The sequence below is a fragment of the Streptomyces sp. SID3212 genome (genome assembly GCF_009865405.1).
Classification (GTDB): Bacteria; Actinomycetota; Actinomycetes; order Streptomycetales; family Streptomycetaceae; genus Streptomyces.
This window is the reverse complement of record NZ_WWJY01000863.1, coordinates 1-17,620: the sequence shown is the minus strand read 5'-3', so window position 1 is coordinate 17,620 and position 17,620 is coordinate 1. Positions and strand designations below refer to the sequence as shown.

Annotated in this window: 14 protein-coding genes and 1 riboswitch; of the genes, 13 read left to right on the top strand and 1 reads right to left on the bottom strand. The window is 71.3% G+C overall.

The annotated features are described in order from the left end of the window. Positions 1-174 precede the first annotated feature (174 nt). The 13 genes from GT042_RS26065 (at position 175) to GT042_RS26005 (ending at position 14,904) form a co-directional block, all read left to right on the top strand. The gene (locus GT042_RS26065) at positions 175-1,707 is read left to right on the top strand and encodes a serine/threonine-protein kinase (RefSeq protein WP_161311170.1); all 1,533 of its coding nucleotides are present in this window, start codon (positions 175-177) and stop codon (positions 1,705-1,707) included. Further along, entirely contained in the window at positions 1,704-2,123 is a 420-nt protein-coding gene (locus tag GT042_RS26060) for a GtrA family protein (RefSeq protein WP_161311169.1), read from the top strand. The genes GT042_RS26065 and GT042_RS26060 overlap by 4 nt, the downstream gene beginning before the upstream one ends. 99 nt (positions 2,124-2,222) lie before the next feature. Then, a complete protein-coding gene (locus GT042_RS26055) occupies positions 2,223-2,879 on the top strand; it encodes a SurA N-terminal domain-containing protein (protein WP_161311168.1) in 657 nt (218 codons plus the stop codon). 245 nt (positions 2,880-3,124) lie between these two features. Continuing rightward, positions 3,125-4,135: a nucleoside triphosphate pyrophosphohydrolase gene (locus tag GT042_RS26050; RefSeq protein ID WP_161311167.1), complete on the top strand. Its 1,011-nt coding sequence runs from the start codon at positions 3,125-3,127 to the stop codon at positions 4,133-4,135. 55 nt (positions 4,136-4,190) lie between these two features. After that, positions 4,191-5,432, top strand: a complete 1,242-nt coding sequence (locus GT042_RS26045) for a cytochrome P450 (RefSeq protein WP_161311166.1) — start codon at positions 4,191-4,193, stop codon at positions 5,430-5,432. A gap of 181 nt (positions 5,433-5,613) precedes the next feature. Continuing rightward, positions 5,614-6,621, top strand: a complete 1,008-nt coding sequence (locus tag GT042_RS26040; RefSeq protein ID WP_161311165.1) for a transglycosylase family protein — start codon at positions 5,614-5,616, stop codon at positions 6,619-6,621. Positions 6,622-6,942: 321 nt separating this feature from the next. Further along, a riboswitch (cyclic di-AMP (ydaO/yuaA leader) is annotated at positions 6,943-7,137 on the top strand. Positions 7,138-7,141: 4 nt separating this feature from the next. After that, on the top strand, positions 7,142-7,837 hold the full coding sequence (locus tag GT042_RS26035) for a transglycosylase family protein (protein ID WP_161311164.1): 696 nt from the start codon (positions 7,142-7,144) through the stop codon (positions 7,835-7,837). 293 nt (positions 7,838-8,130) lie between these two features. Then, a complete protein-coding gene (gene eno, locus GT042_RS26030; protein ID WP_161311171.1) occupies positions 8,131-9,417 on the top strand; it encodes a phosphopyruvate hydratase in 1,287 nt (428 codons plus the stop codon). Positions 9,418-9,520: 103 nt separating this feature from the next. Continuing rightward, positions 9,521-9,994, top strand: a complete 474-nt coding sequence (locus GT042_RS26025; RefSeq protein WP_161311163.1) for a septum formation initiator family protein — start codon at positions 9,521-9,523, stop codon at positions 9,992-9,994. 53 nt (positions 9,995-10,047) lie between these two features. Then, on the top strand, positions 10,048-10,653 hold the full coding sequence (locus tag GT042_RS26020) for a DUF501 domain-containing protein (protein ID WP_237531183.1): 606 nt from the start codon (positions 10,048-10,050) through the stop codon (positions 10,651-10,653). Continuing rightward, entirely contained in the window at positions 10,650-11,636 is a 987-nt protein-coding gene (locus GT042_RS26015) for a Ppx/GppA phosphatase family protein (RefSeq protein WP_161311162.1), read from the top strand. The genes GT042_RS26020 and GT042_RS26015 overlap by 4 nt, the downstream gene beginning before the upstream one ends. Before the next feature lie 319 nt (positions 11,637-11,955). After that, a complete protein-coding gene (locus tag GT042_RS26010; RefSeq protein WP_161311161.1) occupies positions 11,956-13,341 on the top strand; it encodes an NAD(P)/FAD-dependent oxidoreductase in 1,386 nt (461 codons plus the stop codon). Positions 13,342-13,584: 243 nt separating this feature from the next. Beyond that, positions 13,585-14,904, top strand: a complete 1,320-nt coding sequence (locus tag GT042_RS26005) for a cyclopropane-fatty-acyl-phospholipid synthase family protein (protein ID WP_161311160.1) — start codon at positions 13,585-13,587, stop codon at positions 14,902-14,904. Positions 14,905-14,990: 86 nt separating this feature from the next. Here GT042_RS26005 and GT042_RS26000 read toward each other — a convergent pair whose 3' ends face one another. Further along, positions 14,991-17,573: an ABC transporter permease gene (locus GT042_RS26000; protein WP_161311159.1), complete on the bottom strand. Its 2,583-nt coding sequence runs from the start codon at positions 17,571-17,573 to the stop codon at positions 14,991-14,993. Positions 17,574-17,620 lie beyond the last annotated feature (47 nt).

The following is a 17,620-nucleotide window of genomic DNA, read 5'->3' as shown; positions in this document are numbered from 1 at the left end:
GGCCGTACCCCCGGCGCACTACCCCGCGGACTCCGCGCGTACGAACACCCCGCGGCCGGACGCGCACGGCACGGGCGGCCCGCGCGCCACCGACCACCCCCGCATCGACCAGGTGCGCGCCGAGCTGGACGAGTTGAGCGACTTCCTGCGCAAGGGCAAGGGCCAGGAAGACCGGTGAACGGACGGGTCATCGCGGACCGTTACGAGCTGTCGACGGTCATAGGCCAGGGAGGCATGGGCCAGGTCTGGACCGCGTACGACCAGCGGCTCGACCGCCGCGTCGCCGTCAAACTCCTGCGCCCCGACCGGATGACCGTCGCCAGCGGCGCCGACGAGATGCGCCGCCGCTTCGTCCGCGAGTGCCGGGTCACCGCCCAGGTCGACCACCCCGGCCTGGTCACCGTCCACGACGCGGGCAGCGACAACGACGACCTGTACCTCGTCATGCAGTACGTGGAGGGCGCGGACCTCGCCGACCACCTCGCCGAGCACGACCCGTACCCCTGGCCCTGGGCCGTCTCCGTCGCCGCCCAGCTCTGCTCCGTCCTCGGCGCCGTCCACGCGGTGCCCATCGTCCACCGCGACCTCAAGCCGCGGAACGTGATGGTGCGGCCCGACGGTACGGTCACGGTCCTCGACCTCGGGGTCGCCTCCGTCCTCGACACCGACACCACCCGCCTCACCCACACCGGTTCGCCCATCGGCAGCCCCGCCTACATGGCGCCCGAACAGGCGATGGGCGGCGCCGTCGGCCCGTACACCGACCTCTACGCCCTCGGCGTGCTCCTCCACGAACTCCTCAGCGGGAACGTGCCGTTCGCGGGCTCCACCGTCCTCGGGGTCCTGCACCGCCATCTGTACGAGGCGCCCGTGCCGATCCGCCGGCTCCGGGCCGAGGTGCCCGAGCAACTGGAGCGCATCGTGCTGCGGCTGCTCGCCAAGGACCCGCAACACCGCCCCGCCGGTGCGCAGGAGGTGTACGAACACCTCGTCCCGCTCCTGCCCGCCCGGGGCGGCCCCACGGGCCCGCTCGACCCGACCCGCCCCTTCCTGCGCCCGCACGCCCCCTGGCCCGACCGCGCCACGACCGTGCCGTCCCCGCCGGTGACCCAGCAGGCGCCCGTCCCGGCCGAACGGCCGGACGTGGCAGCGGCGGTGGACGAGGTCAAGCGGCTGCTGGGGGAGGGCAGCATCACGCAGGCCGTGGACATCCTCGGCGGCATCCTGCCCGCCGCGGCGGCGGAGCACGGCGAGTACTCCCCGGTGGTCCGCATCCTGCGCAAGCAGTACGCGTCGACCCTGCTGGACGACGGCCAGTACCGGCGCGCGCTCCCGGAGTTGCGCCGCCTCGCCGACGACCGGACGGCCGAGGCGGGGGCCGGCGACCCGCAGGCGCTCCAGTTCCGGTACGAGGCCGCGCAGTGCCTCGAACAGCTCGGCGAGACCGCCGCCGCGCTCGCGGAGTACCGTGCGCTGGTGCCGTACTACGAGAGCATGCGGCAGCCGGGCGGCGACGCGGGCCGGGCCTTCGAGATCCGCCACCGCATCGGGCACCTGCTGCTCGCGGTGGGCGACCACGCGGCGGCGAGGCAGCAGTTGCAGAGCCTGCTGTGGGACACGGAGCGGGCGTACGGCCCGTACCACCCGCTCCCCGCCGAACTGCGGCGCGCGCTCGAACACCAGCAGCAGTTCCGGGGCGCCCGATGACGCTCCGCGGCCAGTTGGTCAGGTTCGCCCTGGTCGGACTGGTGAACACCGGGACCTACTACGCCCTCTACCTGCTCCTGCTGACCCGGCTGCCGTATGTCGCCGCGCATGTGATCGCGTTCACACTCTCGATGGTCGGTTCCTTCTTCCTCAACAGCCGCTTCACCTACCGGACCCGCCCGACCTGGCGGAAGTTCGTGCTCTTCCCCCTCACCAACGCCGCGAACTTCGTGATCACCACCAGCGGTGTCTACCTGCTGGTGGACGTGCTGCGCCTCAGCAGCCGTTACGCCCCGCTGGGCGCCGCGGGCGCGGCCGTGCCGATCACTTTTGTGGTCTCCCGCGCGATCATGCTCCGCCCCGACCGGGACCCGGAAGCGACTTCTCCGGCGGGGCGCACCCCAATCTCCCGGTGAATCGTTGGTCGAACCAGTGGCCCCTGCCACGCGGACTGCCTAACATCGATCACTGCAAGGCCTTGTGCATCGCCGCACAATCACGCCGGGAGGCTCCCTTTGCACCGCCGCCGTCGCACCGCGCTCTCCTTCTCCGTCGCGCTCCTCGCCGCGGCTCCCCTGCTCACCGCCTGCGGCAGCGACGCCCATCCCGGGGCCGCGGCGGTGGTCGGCGGGCAGCGGATCGAGGTGTCGACCCTCCAGGGAGCGGTACGGGACGTCCGTACCGCCCAGGAGGCGTCGCCCCAGTCGGCCGAACTCATCAAGAACACCGGCCGGCTCAGCCAGATCAAGCTGAACGGCATGATCTTCGACCGCGTCCTCCAGCGGGCGGCGGACGACGCCGACGTGACGGTGAGCCGCAAGGAGATCCAGGCGGCCCGGCAGCAGGCGGTCGCGCAGTCCGGCGGCGAGAAGCAGTTCCTCGCGCTGGCGCTCCAGCAGGGCGCGGTCACCCCGGACCAGCTCGACGACGCGATCCGCCGTGACGTCCTGCTGACGAAGGTCGGGGCGGCGCTGGGCGCGGACTCGATGACACCGCAGGGCCAGCAGAAGCTGGTGTCGGGCCTCGCGGCGACGTCCAAGAAGCTGAGCATCGACGTGAACCCGCGCTACGGCAGCTGGGACAACAGCAAGGTCCAGCTGGGCGACGCGAAGACCCCGTGGATCACCCAGGTGACCAAAGAGGCCCCGCAGGAACAGCCGACGGACGCGTAGTCCGGTTCCTCCAGCCCGTGACACCCACCGCCGGGCGGGCATGGACGACCTGCCGCACCCCTCCAGCCCGTCCGGCGTTTGAGGACACCCACCCACCGGGCGGGCCACATCCAGCCCGTCCGGCGCTTGAGGACAACCCGCCCGCAGGGCGGTCCCGGCCCGACCTGCCGCACTCCCAGCCCGTCCGGCGCTTGAGGACCCGCCCGCCGGGCGGGCCCGGCACACACCGGAGGTAGGTTCAAGAGGTGACCCAAGAACCTCCCACCGCCGACCAGAACCCCGCGGCTCCCGGCCGCATCGTTCTGCTCACCGCCAGCCACAGAGTCGCCCCCGGCCTCCTCTCCTGGCCCGCCTGGCAGACCCTGCACGCCGCCGACCGGGTCCTCTGCGCGGACCCCGCGCACCCGCAGCTCCCGTACCTCCGCGAGGCCGGCGTCACCGTCGAGCACACCGCGCCCACCGCCCAGGAACTGGTCGAGGAGTGCGCCGGCGGCCGTACGGTCGTGGTCCTCCCCACCGCCGACGGCGACGGCACGGACACCGTGCTCACCGACGGCCTCGCCCGCCTGGCCGGCTCCGGCCGCGTCCAGATGCCGGACCTGGAGCTGCTCCCCGGCTCGTACGATCTCCCCGGCGCCCGGCTCCTCGACCTCGTCCAGGTCATGGACCGCATCCGCGCCGAGTGCCCGTGGTCCTCGGTCCAGACGCACCGGGGCCTCGCCAAGTACGGCATCGAGGAGGCGTACGAACTGGCCGAGGCGATCGAGGACGGCGACGGCGACGAGCTGCGCGAGGAGCTGGGGGACGTCCTGCTCCAGGTGGTCTTCCACGCCCGCATCGCCCAGGACGGCCTGGACGACGGCATCGAGCCGTTCTCCATCGACGACGTCGCCGGCACGCTCGTGGACAAGCTCATCCACCGCCACCCCCACGTCTTCGGCGACGAGACCGCCGAGACCCCCGAGGACGTCAAGGCGCACTGGCTGCGGACCAAGGCGATCGAGAAGCAGCGCGATTCGGTCACCGACGGCGTCCCGCTGGGCCAGCCCGGCCTCGCCCTGGCGGCCAAGCTCGCGGGCCGGGTCCGTACGGCGGGACTGGACGTACGGCCCCCGGCGGGCGACGGCATCGGGTTCAGACTCCTCGCCCTGGCCATGGAGGCGGAACGCACCGGCGTCGACCCGGAGACCGCCCTGCGCGCCGCCGCGCGCACGTACCGGGACGCGATCCGCGCCGCGGAGGGCCTCGCGGAGTAGCCCGTCCCCACAGCCCGTACTCACAACCCGAACCAGCCACGATTACTGTCGAGGCATGTCCACCCCCGACGCGCCCGAGCTCTTCACCTGGGAGTTCGCCACCGACCCCTACCCCGCCTACGCCTGGCTGCGCGAGCACGCACCCGTCCACCGGACCGAGCTGCCCAGCGGCGTGGAGGCCTGGCTCGTCACCCGGTACGCCGACGCCAAGCGGGCGCTCGCCGACCCCCGGCTCTCCAAGAACCCCGTCCACCACGCCGGGTCGGCGCACGCCAAGGGGAGGACGGGGATCCCGGGGGAGCGCAACGCCGAGCTGATGACCCATCTGCTGAACATCGACCCACCGGACCACACCCGGCTGCGGCGGCTCGTCTCCAAGGCGTTCACCCCCCGCCGCGTGGCTCAATTCGCACCACGCGTGCAGGAATTGACGGACCGCCTCATCGACGGTTTCGCGGCGAAGGGCGAGGCGGACCTCATCCACGACTTCGCCTTCCCTCTCCCCATCTACGCGATCTGCGACCTGCTCGGGGTGCCGCGCGAGGACCAGGACGACTTCCGGGACTGGGCCGGGATGATGATCCGCCACGGCGGCGGCCCGCGTGGCGGCGTCGCGCGGTCGGTCAAGAAGATGCGGAACTATCTCGCCGAACTCATCCACCGTAAGAGGGAGAACCCCGGCGACGACCTGATCTCCGACCTGATCCGGTCGAGCGACCACGGCGAGCACCTCACCGAGAACGAGGCCGCCGCGATGGCCTTCATCCTCCTCTTCGCCGGGTTCGAGACCACCGTCAACCTCATCGGGAACGGCATGTACGCGCTGCTGCGCCACCCGGAGCAGCGCGCGCTGCTCCAGGCGTCGCTCGACGCGGGCGAGAGCGGCCTGCTGGCGACCGGCGTCGAGGAACTGCTGCGGTACGACGGGCCGGTGGAGCTGGCGACGTGGCGGTACGCCACCGAGCCGCTGACGCTCGGCGGGCAGGAGGTCGCCACCGGCGATCCGGTCCTGGTCGTCCTCGCGGCGGCCGACCGGGACCCCGCGCGGTTCGAGGATCCGGACCGGCTGGATCTCGCACGGCGTGACAATCAGCATCTGGGTTACGGACACGGCATCCACTACTGCGTCGGCGCGCCGCTCGCCCGCCTGGAGGGACAGGCGGCGCTCGGCACGCTGCTGACGCGCCTGCCCGACATGCGACTTGCGGGGGATCCGGCCGATTTGCGGTGGCGGGGCGGGCTCATCATGCGTGGATTGCGCACACTTCCGGTGCAGTTCACGCCTTTGCCCAGCTGATTGACCGTCGTGAAATAACTGACTGGCCGTCAGGAATGTGACTTTCACGTGATCTCCCCTGCATCGACTTGTGACAAGCGTTCGAGTCCGGCTACCTTCACCGACAGCTCAGCAGCCACACGCTGTAGTCGATTTCACGTGTGACGCTCCCTGCGTCGTACGGCACACGGAAGGCAACCGCATGTCCGCGAACGGCCGACACCGTCGCCCCCGCCAGGCGCCCGCTCTGATCGTCGCGGCGGGGGTGACCGGCTCCGCGATCGCGATCCCCCTCCTCGGCGCCACCTCCGCCAGCGCGGCGGACGCCTCCACCTGGGACCGCGTCGCCGACTGCGAGAGCGGGGGCGCGTGGAGCGCGGACCTCGGCAACGGTTTCTTCGGCGGACTCCAGATCGCCCAGGAGACCTGGGACGACTTCGGTGGCGGCGACTACGCGACCCGCCCCGACCTCGCCAGCCGCTCGCAGCAGATAGCGGTCGCCGAGAAGGTCCTCGACGCGCAGGGCCCGTCGGCCTGGGCCAGCTGCGCGCCCGTCGCCGGACTCCTGAAGAACACCGCGGAGCCCCTGGTCGACCCCGGAGCGGCCCCCGGCACGGTCGAGGAGTCCGCGAGCCCCGAGGCGTCCACCGGCCCCGGCGGCGCGTCGGACACGGACCGGGCGGAAGGCTCCGACACCACCCCGAGCAGCCCCGACAGCGCCCCCTCCGCCAGCAGCACCCCCTCGGGCAGTGCGAAGAGCGCGGGCGGCGAACGGGACGGCGGCGACGGTACGGAGAGCGGCGCCACGGACACGGGCACCCCGAGCCCTTCCCGCTCGGCCACCCCCTCCTCCCGGGCCACCACGGACACCGTCAAGGGCAAGCACCGCGGCGGCGCGGCCCCCGAGGACTCGGCGACCCCCGGCGCGACCGGCCTCACGCCGGACAACTCGGGCGAAGAGCGTGAATCCGGGCGTCACGCCTCCCGAGGTGACGGACTGACACGTGACGCGGAAGGCGTGAAGGCCGATGTCGCCGGCACCCCCGACGGCGAATACGTCGTCCGCCCCGGTGACTGCCTGTGGCGTATCGCGGACGAGAACGGCGTCGAGGGCGGGTGGTCCGCGCTCTACGAGGCGAACAAGGACGCGCTCGGCTCCGACCCCGATCTCATCCTGCCTGGCCAGACCGTCGATCTCGGCGTGAAGTAGGAGCAGTTGACGGGCTGCCCCCGGCCGGCCCACGGCCCGCCCCCGGTCCGTTTCCGGGGGCGGTTGGAGACCCTATGTCCACTTCTGCGCAAGTGAGACAAGGGTCTCTTTGTCTCAACAGGGGACCTTTGGCCCCCAGGTGGCATGTTTTCGGCCCTCACCTGCGAAAACACAGACGGAACACAGGGGAGTTCGGGCGATATTTCCCGGATCGGGCTCTTTGAACATCAGGGGGACCTGTGTCTACGGTCTGAACCGCTCGCACCGCGGGCCCCGTCGACCGTCACGCCGAATCCTGCCGTCGGTCGGGGGGAGTAGTCGTCGCGTCAAGCGCCGAAGGCAGGAGCGGGGGACCCACAGGTTAGGTGCCGGCCCCGGCCGTCGAGAGACGGCCGACGACCGGCTCGGGGTGAAGCCGCGTACAGCGAGGGCCGGGAGGCCCTGCTGGCACGCGGCCGGGCAACTCACTTGGCCCGAACCCGACAGCTGACCTCGCAGGCGTCGGTGAGGAGATAGCTTCATGCTGCGTTCCAAGGCCAAGCACCGCCGTCCGTCCAAGGCCGTCCGTTACGCCACGCTCGCCGGGGTGACCGGTGCCGCCGTCGCGGTCCCGCTGCTCGGTGCCACGTCCGCCTCCGCCGCGACCACCGCCGAGTGGGACCAGGTCGCCGCGTGCGAGTCCGGCGGCAACTGGTCCATCAACACCGGCAACGGCTTCTCCGGCGGGCTCCAGTTCACCCCCTCCACCTGGGCCGCGTACGGCGGCACCGCCTACGCGCCCAACGCCTACCAGGCCTCCAAGTCGCAGCAGATAGCCGTCGCCGAGAAGGTCCTCGCGGGCCAGGGCAAGGGCGCGTGGCCGAGCTGTGGTGTGGGCCTCTCCGGCGCCTCGAACGACTCCGCCCCGGCCGCCCCGTCGCAGCCGGCGGAGCAGCCCGCCGCGCAGCCGCGGCAGTCTGCGCCGCAGCAGTCCACTCCGCAGCAGTCCGCCCCGTCGACACGGAGCGCCGAGCAGCCGGCCTCGCGCGGTACGAGCCGTCCCACCACGATCAAGAAGGGTGACGGCGAGTACAAGGTCAAGTCCGGCGACACCCTCTCGAAGATCGCCGCCGGTCACCACGTCAAGGGTGGCTGGAAGAAGCTGTTCGACCTGAACAAGGACATCGTCGCCGACGCGGACGTGATCTTCCCGGGCCAGCAGCTCCACCTGAGCTGACCCACCCCCCTCCGGGGCCATCCGTCCCCCCTCGTGGCCCCACCCCCGGACCACCCCGGCCCCGCGCGTTCTTCCCCCGTACGCGCGCGGGCCGGGGTTTCCCCGTTCCGGCCGCCCGGGTGTCGTACGGCCGGAACAGCCGGCCGCAGCCCGTTCGCCCCCGTGTCATCAGGATGACGTCTTCATTTCGTCCCAGCGGGCGGGCACCGGCCTGCCGGAGGGCCGGGGCCGGTTAGGCTCGTGTCGCGCGGCCGAGCGGCCCCGCACCCAAAGCGTCACATCCCATGAAGGAGATGCTCGTGCCGTCCATCGACGTCGTCGTAGCCCGGGAAATCCTCGACTCCCGAGGCAACCCCACGGTCGAGGTCGAGGTCGGCCTCGACGACGGCAGCACCGGCCGTGCTGCTGTCCCCTCCGGTGCCTCCACCGGTGCGTTCGAGGCCCTTGAACTCCGCGACGGTGACCCCAACCGTTACCAGGGCAAGGGTGTCGAGAAGGCCGTCCTCGCCGTCATCGAGCAGATCGGCCCGGAGCTGGTCGGGTACGACGCCACCGAGCAGCGCCTCATCGACCAGGCGATGTTCGACCTGGACGCCACCCCGGACAAGTCGTCGCTCGGCGCCAACGCCATCCTCGGTGTCTCCCTCGCCGTCGCGCACGCCGCCTCCGAGGCCTCCGACCTGCCGCTCTTCCGCTACCTCGGCGGCCCGAACGCGCACCTGCTGCCCGTTCCGATGATGAACATCCTGAACGGCGGCTCGCACGCCGACTCCAACGTGGACATCCAGGAGTTCATGATCGCCCCGATCGGCGCGGAGTCCTTCTCCGAGGCCCTGCGCTGGGGTGCCGAGGTCTACCACACGCTCAAGCGCGTCCTGAAGGACAAGGGCCTGTCGACCGGCCTCGGCGACGAGGGCGGCTTCGCCCCGAACCTGGACTCCAACCGCGCCGCGCTCGACCTCATCCTCGAAGCGATCAAGGAAGCCGGTTACGCGCCGGGCCGCGACATCGCGCTCGCGCTCGACGTCGCCGCGTCCGAGTTCTACAAGGACGGAAAGTACGAGTTCGAGGGCAAGTCGCGCTCGGCCGCCGAACTGACCGAGTACTACGAGGAGCTCGTCGCCTCCTACCCGCTGGTCTCCATCGAGGACCCGCTGTACGAGGACGACTGGGCCGGCTGGAAGGTCCTCACCGACAAGCTGGGCTCCAAGGTCCAGATCGTCGGCGACGACCTCTTCGTCACCAACCCCGAGCGCCTCGCCCGCGGCATCGAGGAGGGCTCCGCGAACGCCCTGCTCGTCAAGGTCAACCAGATCGGCTCGCTCACCGAGACGCTGGACGCCGTCGAGCTGGCCCAGCGCAGCGGCTTCAAGTGCATGATGTCCCACCGCTCCGGCGAGACCGAGGACGTCACCATCGCCGACCTCGCCGTCGCCACCAACTGCGGCCAGATCAAGACCGGCGCGCCCGCCCGCTCGGAGCGCGTGGCCAAGTACAACCAGCTGCTGCGCATCGAGGAGATCCTCGACGACGCCGCGGTGTACGCCGGCCGCAGCGCGTTCCCCCGCTTCAAGGGCTGACCCCGCCGGTCGGCAGGCGCCGACCAGCCCGTCGTACGTACGTCCCCGTCCCCGGTCCCGTACCGTGTCCGGGGACGTACGTACGTGACAGGGGAGGCGGACCATGGCCGGGAACCGGGACCGGTTCTCCACCGCGACCAGGCTGCGGGTGCTCGGCGAGCAGACCGCGGCCCGTGTCTACCGCTCGCAGAACCGCCGCCAGGCCCGCCGCTCCCGGCTCACCGGACGCGCGGCCTTCCTCGCCCTCGTCGTCTGCACGCTGGTCGTCGCGCTCGCGTATCCGATGCGGCAGTACGTGTCGCAGCAGAACGAGATCGCCGACCAGGAGAAGCTCTCGCGCGAGGCGCGGCAGCGGGTGGAGGAGCTGCGCGACGAGAAGGCGCGTCTCCAGGACGACGCCTACATCGAGCGGCTGGCCCGCGAACATCTCCACTACGTGATGCCGGGCGACACCGGCTACACGATGATCGATCCGGACGCGGCGCGGCAGGAACGCGAGGACCAGGGCGCGGCCGACCGCCCCTGGTACTCGAACGTGCTGGACAGCGTGGACAACGCGGACCGCCCGGACACGTAACACCGGACACGTAGCACCGCATACGCAACACTCGACGCAGAACCTAGGCAGGCATGGACACGCCCCCTCCGCAGACCGAACGCACCGAGCCCACCGAGGCGGACGTCGCGGCTTTCAAGGAACAACTGGGCCGCCCGCCCCGCGGACTGCGGGCCATCGCGCACCGCTGTCCCTGCGGACAGCCGGACGTCGTCGAGACCGCCCCGCGGCTCCCCGACGGCACGCCCTTCCCGACGACGTACTACCTGACCTGCCCGCGCGCGGCCTCGGCCATCGGCACGCTGGAGGCGAACGGCGTCATGAAGGAGATGTCCGAGCGCCTCGCGACCGATCCCGAGCTGGCCGCCGCGTACCGCGAGGCCCATGAGGACTACCTGGCCCGCCGGGACGCCATCGAGGTCCTGGAGGGCTTTCCCAGCGCCGGTGGCATGCCGGACCGGGTGAAGTGCCTGCACGTCCTGGTCGGCCACTCGCTGGCGGCGGGCCCCGGCGTGAACCCGCTGGGGGACGAGGCGCTGGCGATGCTGCCGGAGTGGTGGCGCAAGGGCCCGTGCGTGACGCCGTGCGGGGCCGCCCCGGACGACGACCGGATCACCCCCGAGGACAGCCGGCCGACCGCCCCCGAGAACAACCGGGCGACCGAGGGGAATCCCGCATGACCAGGGTCGCGGCCGTCGACTGCGGTACGAACTCGATCCGCCTGCTCGTCGCGGACATCGATGCCGGTACGGGCGAACTCACCGACCTGGACCGGCGGATGAGGATCGTCCGGCTGGGCCAGGGCGTGGACCGGACGGGCCGGCTCGCCCCCGAGGCGCTGGAGCGCACCTTCGCCGCCTGCCGTGAGTACGCGGCCGTCATCGCCAAGCACGCGGTGGAGAGGATCCGCTTCGTGGCGACCTCCGCCTCCCGCGACGCGGAGAACCGCGACGAGTTCGTCCGGGGGGTCCTGGACATCCTGGGGGTCGAGCCCGAGGTCGTCACGGGTGACGAGGAGGCGGCGCTCTCCTTCACCGGCGCCACGAGCGAGCTGGCGGTCCGGGACAGCTGCCTCGTCGTGGACATCGGCGGCGGCTCCACGGAGTTCGTCGTCGGCGACGACCGGGTCAGGGCGGGACGGTCCGTGGACATCGGGTGCGTACGGCTGACCGAGCGGCACCTCCTGCACGACGGCGTCCTCAGCGACCCGCCCACGGCCGCCGAGGTCGCCGCGATGCGCGCCGACATCGAGGCGGCCCTGGACCTGGCGGGGGAGACCGTTCCGCTGGCGGAGCCGCGCACGCTGGTGGGGCTCGCCGGTTCGGTGACCACGGTCGCCGGGATCGCGCTGGACCTGCCCGCGTACGACTCCGCCGCGATCCACCGCTCCCGTGTCCCCTTCGCGCGGGTGAAGGAGATCACCGAGCGCCTTCTCCACGCCACGCACGACGAGCGGGCGGCGATCCCGGTGATGCACGAGGGCCGGGTCGACGTGATCGGCGCGGGCTCCCTGATCCTCCTGGCGATCATGGAAAGGACCGGCGCGGCGGAGGTGGTCGTCAGCGAGCACGACATCCTCGACGGCATCGCTCACAGCGTCGCCCACGGCGTCGCGGCGGACCTCCGGGGAGCCGCGCGGAGAGCCCCGCGAGAAACTTCGTGAAGTTCTTCACAAGGAAAACGGCTCGCTTGGACGCTCTTCGTCTTCCGTAGGGCCGTCCGGTGGCCGAACGGCGTCCCCGGACCTCAATGCGACACAGTTCCGGGGGCGTTACGCGCGCATGAACCCGAGGGGTGGTCCACTCCGTGTAAGAGGGAGAGGGGCAGCTCACGGGGGGTGAACAGGGCCTCACTCACCCCTCCGGTACGGTGCCGGAAAAGGGCGTCCCGGTAAGGTGGCCGCGCAGTGTAGCACGGGGTACCCAACACCTTGTGAAGGGGCTCACGAGCACCCCCTCCGAGGGGGGTGGATACTCGATGGCATGAGCACCACGGAGCGTCCCAGGATCCTCGTTGTAGGCGGTGGGTACGTAGGCCTGTACGCAGCTCGTCGCATTCTGAAGAAGATGCGCTACGGGGAGGCGACCGTCACGGTTGTCGACCCTCGCTCGTACATGACGTACCAGCCCTTCCTCCCCGAAGCTGCCGCCGGCAGCATCTCGCCCCGGCATGTCGTCGTCCCGTTGCGGCGCGTCCTGCCGAAGGCGGAGGTGCTCACCGGCCGGGTCACGACCATCGACCAGGACCGCAAGGTCGCCACGGTCGCGCCGCTCGTCGGCGAGGCCTACGAGCTGCCCTTCGACTACCTGGTCGTCGCGCTCGGCGCGGTCTCCCGTACCTTCCCGATCCCCGGCCTCGCCGAGCAGGGCATCGGCATGAAGGGCATCGAGGAGGCCATCGGCCTGCGCAACCATGTGCTGGAGCAGCTGGACAAGGCCGACTCGACCACCGACGAGGAGGTCCGCCGCAAAGCGCTGACCTTCGTCTTCGTGGGCGGCGGCTTCGCCGGCGCGGAGACCATCGGTGAGGTCGAGGACCTGGCCCGCGACGCGGCCAAGTACTACTCGAACGTCACGCGCGAGGACATGCGGTTCGTCCTCGTCGACGTCGCCGACAAGATCCTCCCCGAGGTCGGCCCGAAGCTGGGCACGTGGGGCAAGGAGCACCTCGAGGGCCGCGGCGTCGAGATCTACCTCAAGACCGGCATGGACTCCTGCGTCGACGGTCATGTGGTGCTCAACAACGGCCTGGAGGTCGACTCCAACACGATCGTCTGGACAGCCGGCGTCAAGCCGAACCCGGCGCTCGCCCGCTACGGTCTCCCGCTCGGCCCCCGCGGCCACGTGGACACCAGCGAGAAGCTCCAGGTCCAGGGCACCGACTACATCTGGGCCGCCGGCGACAACGCCCAGGTCCCGGACCTCGCCGCCCGCAAGGCCGGCGTGGAGAACGCCTGGTGCCCGCCGAACGCGCAGCACGCGCTCCGGCAGGCCAAGGTCCTCGGCGACAACGTGATGTCCGGCATGCGGGGCTTCCCGCAGAAGGACTACAGCCACGCCAACAAGGGCGCGGTCGCCGGTCTGGGCCTGCACAAGGGCGTCGCGATGATCGTCGCCGGCAAGGTGAAGATCAAGTTCAAGGGCCGGCTGGCCTGGTACATGCACCGTGGTTACCACGGCATGGCGATGCCGACCTGGAACCGCAAGATCCGGGTCTTCGCCGACTGGACGCTCGCGATGTTCCTCAAGCGCGAGGTCGTCTCGCTGGGCGCCATGGAGACGCCGCGCGAGGAGTTCTACGAGGCCGCGAAGCCGGCCCCGGCGGCCGCTGCCTCGCAGCCCGCGCAGGAGAAGGCCAAGGCCTCCTGACCGGCGGCGCCGGTACGACTGCGACCCGGTGAAGGGCCGCCCGCCATCCGTGGTGCGGGCGGCCCTTCACCGCGTCCCGGCCCGCCCCGGCCGGGTACGCGCGGCTACGACCGGCGTAAAAGTGCATGGTGAATGCAGGTATTTTGCCTTCTCATTGCGTGCTGTCGGGACTGCAAGTGACCGCCTCCGGTGTTTACCTGGCGTTGTGTATGTCCGGTATCCACCACCACGGAGGTGTACGCCATGGCCGACGCCGCGCCGCGGCTGACCACTCTTGCCGAAGAGTTGCTGGGGGCGCCGCTCCCGGTCCGTATCCGTGCCTGGGACGGCAGCGAGTCGGGCCCCCCGAACGCACCCGTCCTCATCATCCGCAACCGCCGGGCCCTGCGCCGACTCCTGTGGAAGCCCGGCGAACTGGGCCTGGCCCGCGCCTGGGTGGCCGGTGAGATCGATGTCGACGGCGACCTGTACGCGCTGCTGGAGCAACTCGCCGGGATCATCTGGGAGCGCGGCGATGACGTGAAGGAAGCGGTCCATCCCGTACTGGACCCGCGGATGCGGGCCGCGGCCCGCGGGCTGGTCGCGATCGCGGGGCCGTGGCCGCCGCCCGCCCCGCCCCCCGAGGAGATCAGGCGGCGGCACGGCGCCACGCACACCAAGCGCCGTGACAAGGAAGCCATCAGCCACCACTACGACGTGGGCAACGACTTCTACGCCCTGGTCCTCGGCCCGTCCATGGTCTACTCCTGCGCCTACTGGGACGCGGGCCCGGGCACCGGCGGCGCGCCCGACGCCGGGAGCAGCCTGGAGGACGCACAGCGCGACAAGCTCGATCTCGTCTCCCGCAAGCTCGCGCTCAAGAAGGGGGACCGGCTGCTCGACGTGGGGTGCGGATGGGGCTCGATGGCCCTGCACGCGGCCCGTGAGTACGGCGCCCGGGTCACCGGCATCACCCTCTCCCGGGAGCAGGCGGCGTACGCGCGCGAGCGCGTCGCGGAGGAGGGGCTCGCGGACCTGGTGGAGATCCGCGTCCAGGACTACCGGGACGTCAAGGACGGTCCGTACGACGCCATTTCGTCCATCGGCATGGCCGAACACGTGGGTTCGGTCCAGTATCGCGAGTACGCGGACGACCTGTACGCCCTCCTCAGGCCGGGCGGCCGGCTGCTCAACCACCAGATCGCCCGCCGGCCGGAGAAGAACGAGGACGAGTACCGCATAGACGATTTCATCGACGCGTACGTCTTCCCCGACGGCGAACTGGCCCCGCTCGGCCGGACCGTCGCCACCCTGGAGGAGGCCGGCTTTGAGGCCCGTGACGTGGAGTCGATAAGAGAGCACTACGCGCTGACCCTGCGCCGCTGGGTGGCCAACCTGGAGAAGCACTGGGACCGCGCGGTCCGGGCCACCTCGCCGGGCCGCGCCCGCGTGTGGCGGCTCTACATGGCCGCGTCCGCCCTCTCCTTCGAGACCAACCGGATCGGGGTCAACCAGATCCTGGCCGTACGGCCTCCGGAGAACGGCGCGTCCGGGATGCCGTTGCGGGCCCGCGACTGGCGCTGACGCGGGGGGCACTGACACAGCGCTGCGACAGAGCGCCGGACGGGCTCCAGGCCCGTCCGGCGCTCGTGTCTCCCGCAGGGGTTCCGCTATTCGGTCTTGATCGCCGTCAGCATGTTCAGCCGCGCCGCGCTGCGCGCCGGCCACAGGGCCGCGAGCACGCCGACCACCCCGGCCAGCAGCAGGAAGATCCCGATCCGCTCCCACGGGACGACCAGCGCGTATCCCGGGATGTCGTTCTTGATCGTCTGACCGATCGCCCAGCCCAGGAACGACCCGAGCACCACCCCGACCACCGCGCCGAAAACCGAGATGACCACGGCCTCCAGCCGGATCATGCGCTTCACCTTCGCCCGGTCGAGACCGATGGCCCGCAGCATGCCGATCTCCTGCTGCCGCTCGAAGACGGACATCGCGAGGGTGTTGACGACCCCGAGGACCGCGATGATCAGGGCCATCGCCAGCAGGCCGTACATGATGTTCAGCGCGGTGTTGATGAAGCCGCCGAAGGTGTTCCTGATGTCCTGGCGGTCCATGATGCTGATGCCGGGGTTGTCGCCCAGCGCGTCCACGAGGGCCTGTTCGTGAGCGGCGCTCGCGCCGCCGTCCGTCCTGACCCACACCTGGCTGATGTACGGCCGGGACTCGTGGGCCTCGACGGCGTCCGTGGGGAGGAGCACCGAATCGAGGAACTCGTTCTCCTCGAACGTGGCCCCGATCCGCAGCGAGCCCTTCTTCCCGTCGTCGTACGTCACCGGCAGGGTGTCACCGGTCCGCCAGTGGTTCGACTTCGCCGTCTTGCCGGAGACCGCGATCTCGCCCCGGGCGAGGGTGTCCAGGGAGCCGGAGAGGGTCGTGACCGTGAACAGCTGCTCGATGTCCCCGGGGGTGACGGCCGAGGCGGGGTGGAACTTCCCCTTCACCTTGAGTCCCGCCGACTGCTGCGGGGAGAGCGCGCTCACCCCGGGAGCCTTCTCCAGCGCGGTCACCGCCGACGGGTCCAGGCCGCCGCCGCTCGCCATCTGCACCATGTAGTCGGCGCGGATGTTGTCCGTGGTCATCTTGTCCACGGCCTGCCCGACCGTCACCCCGATGACCGTGAGCCCGGTGACCAGCGTCAGGCCGATGGCCAGCGCGGAGGCGGTGGCTCCGGTACGGCGCGGATTGCGCACCGCGTTCTGCGCCGCCAGCTTGCCGGAGACCCCGAACACACGCCGGAGCAGCGGCCGTACGAGCGCGATGACCGGGCGCGAGAGCAGCGGGATGAGCACGATGACACCGATCATCGCGAGGAACGCGCCGATCCCGATGAGGGTCCGGCCGTCGGAGCCGCCGGCGGCGCCCGCGATGATCGCCGCCGACCCGATGAGGGCCAGTCCGCCGCCGATCGAGTTCCGTACCACCAGCGACTTGGTGGTCGCCAGGCCGTGCACGCTGCTCATCGCGGCGACCGGCGGGATCTTCGCGGCGCGGCGGGCGGGCAGCCAGGCGGCCAGCAGGGTGATCAGGACACCGACACCGAAGGCGGCGGCGACCGCCGTCGGCGAGACGACGAGCGGTCCGGCGGGGAGCTGCGCGCCGAACGAGCCCATGGCGGACCGCAGTCCGGTCGCCAGCCCCAGTCCGACGACGAAGCCGACCGCCGAGGCGATCAGGCCGACGACCGCGGCCTCGGTCAGCACGGAGCGCTTGACCTGGCGGCGCGAGGCGCCGACGGCACGCAGCAGGGCCAGCTCCCTGGTGCGCTGGGCGACGAGCATGGTGAAGGTGTTGGAGATGAGGAAGACACCGACGAACAGCGCGATGGCGGCGAAGGCCAGCAGGATCTGGTTGAGGCCGGAGAGACCGCTCTCGATGTCGGTGGCCTGGTCGTCGGCGAGCTGCTTGCCCGTCTGCGCCTCGGCGTTGTCGGGCAGGAGGCCCTTGACCCCGGCGAGCACGGCCGCGTCGGAGGCGCCCGGCTCGGCGCTGACGGTGGCGTCCTTGAAGAAGCCGGGCTCCAGGTAGAGCTTCTGCGCCACGGCGGTGTCGAAGAGGACGAGGCTGCCGCCCGCGTTGACCGCGCCGTCCTCGGTGGTGAAGACGCCGCTGAGGGTGAACTCGCGCACCGGGCCGTTGGTGCCGACCCGCACCGTGTCACCGACCTGGTACCCGCCCTTGTCGGCGGTGGTGCGGTCGAGGGCGACCTGGTCGTCCCGCGCCGGGCCCGCGCCCTCGGTGAAGGTGTACGCGGGGTCCTCGCCGTCCTTGGCGGGGACGAAGTTGGAGCCGGTGTTGGACCAGCCGCTGCCGATCAGCTTGCCGTCCTGGTCCGCGACCCCGGCGAAGCCGTCGACCCGGCCGATGACGGAGGAGACACCGTCCAGCGCGCCTAGCTTCTTGAGGGTCGCGGCGCTGATGCCGGGGGTCCGGCCGCCGCCCTCTTCGCCTCCCGGTCCGCCGCCCCCCGGGCCGCCGTCGTCACGGCCGCCTCCGTCACGGCTGTCGTGCGAACTGACGGCGACGGAGACGTCCTTGTAGCTCTTGGCCGACTGGTTCCTGAAGGCGTTGCCGAGGGTGTCGGTGAAGACCAGGGTGCCGGAGACGAAGGCCACGCCGAGCATCACGGCGAGCACGGTCATCAGCAGCCTGGCCTTGTGCGCGAGCACGCTGCGCAGGGCGGTACGGAACATGGTGGGAGTCCTGGTGGGATGGGCCGGGTGGGACGGGGCGGGCCGGG

Bases quoted from the DNA above. Each gene is read 5' to 3' on its own strand.
- GT042_RS26040 (WP_161311165.1), top strand. From the start codon at position 5,614: ATGTCCGCGAACGGCCGACACCGTCGCCCCCGCCAGGCGCCCGCTCTG.
- GT042_RS26015 (WP_161311162.1), top strand. From the start codon at position 10,650: ATGACCAGGGTCGCGGCCGTCGACTGCGGTACGAACTCGATCCGCCTG.
- eno (WP_161311171.1), top strand. From the start codon at position 8,131: ATGCTCGTGCCGTCCATCGACGTCGTCGTAGCCCGGGAAATCCTCGAC.
- GT042_RS26000 (WP_161311159.1), bottom strand. From the start codon at position 17,573: ATGTTCCGTACCGCCCTGCGCAGCGTGCTCGCGCACAAGGCCAGGCTG.
- GT042_RS26005 (WP_161311160.1), top strand. From the start codon at position 13,585: ATGGCCGACGCCGCGCCGCGGCTGACCACTCTTGCCGAAGAGTTGCTG.
- GT042_RS26020 (WP_237531183.1), top strand. From the start codon at position 10,048: ATGGACACGCCCCCTCCGCAGACCGAACGCACCGAGCCCACCGAGGCG.
- GT042_RS26045 (WP_161311166.1), top strand. From the start codon at position 4,191: ATGTCCACCCCCGACGCGCCCGAGCTCTTCACCTGGGAGTTCGCCACC.
- GT042_RS26010 (WP_161311161.1), top strand. From the start codon at position 11,956: ATGAGCACCACGGAGCGTCCCAGGATCCTCGTTGTAGGCGGTGGGTAC.
- GT042_RS26060 (WP_161311169.1), top strand. From the start codon at position 1,704: ATGACGCTCCGCGGCCAGTTGGTCAGGTTCGCCCTGGTCGGACTGGTG.
- GT042_RS26035 (WP_161311164.1), top strand. From the start codon at position 7,142: ATGCTGCGTTCCAAGGCCAAGCACCGCCGTCCGTCCAAGGCCGTCCGT.
- GT042_RS26025 (WP_161311163.1), top strand. From the start codon at position 9,521: ATGGCCGGGAACCGGGACCGGTTCTCCACCGCGACCAGGCTGCGGGTG.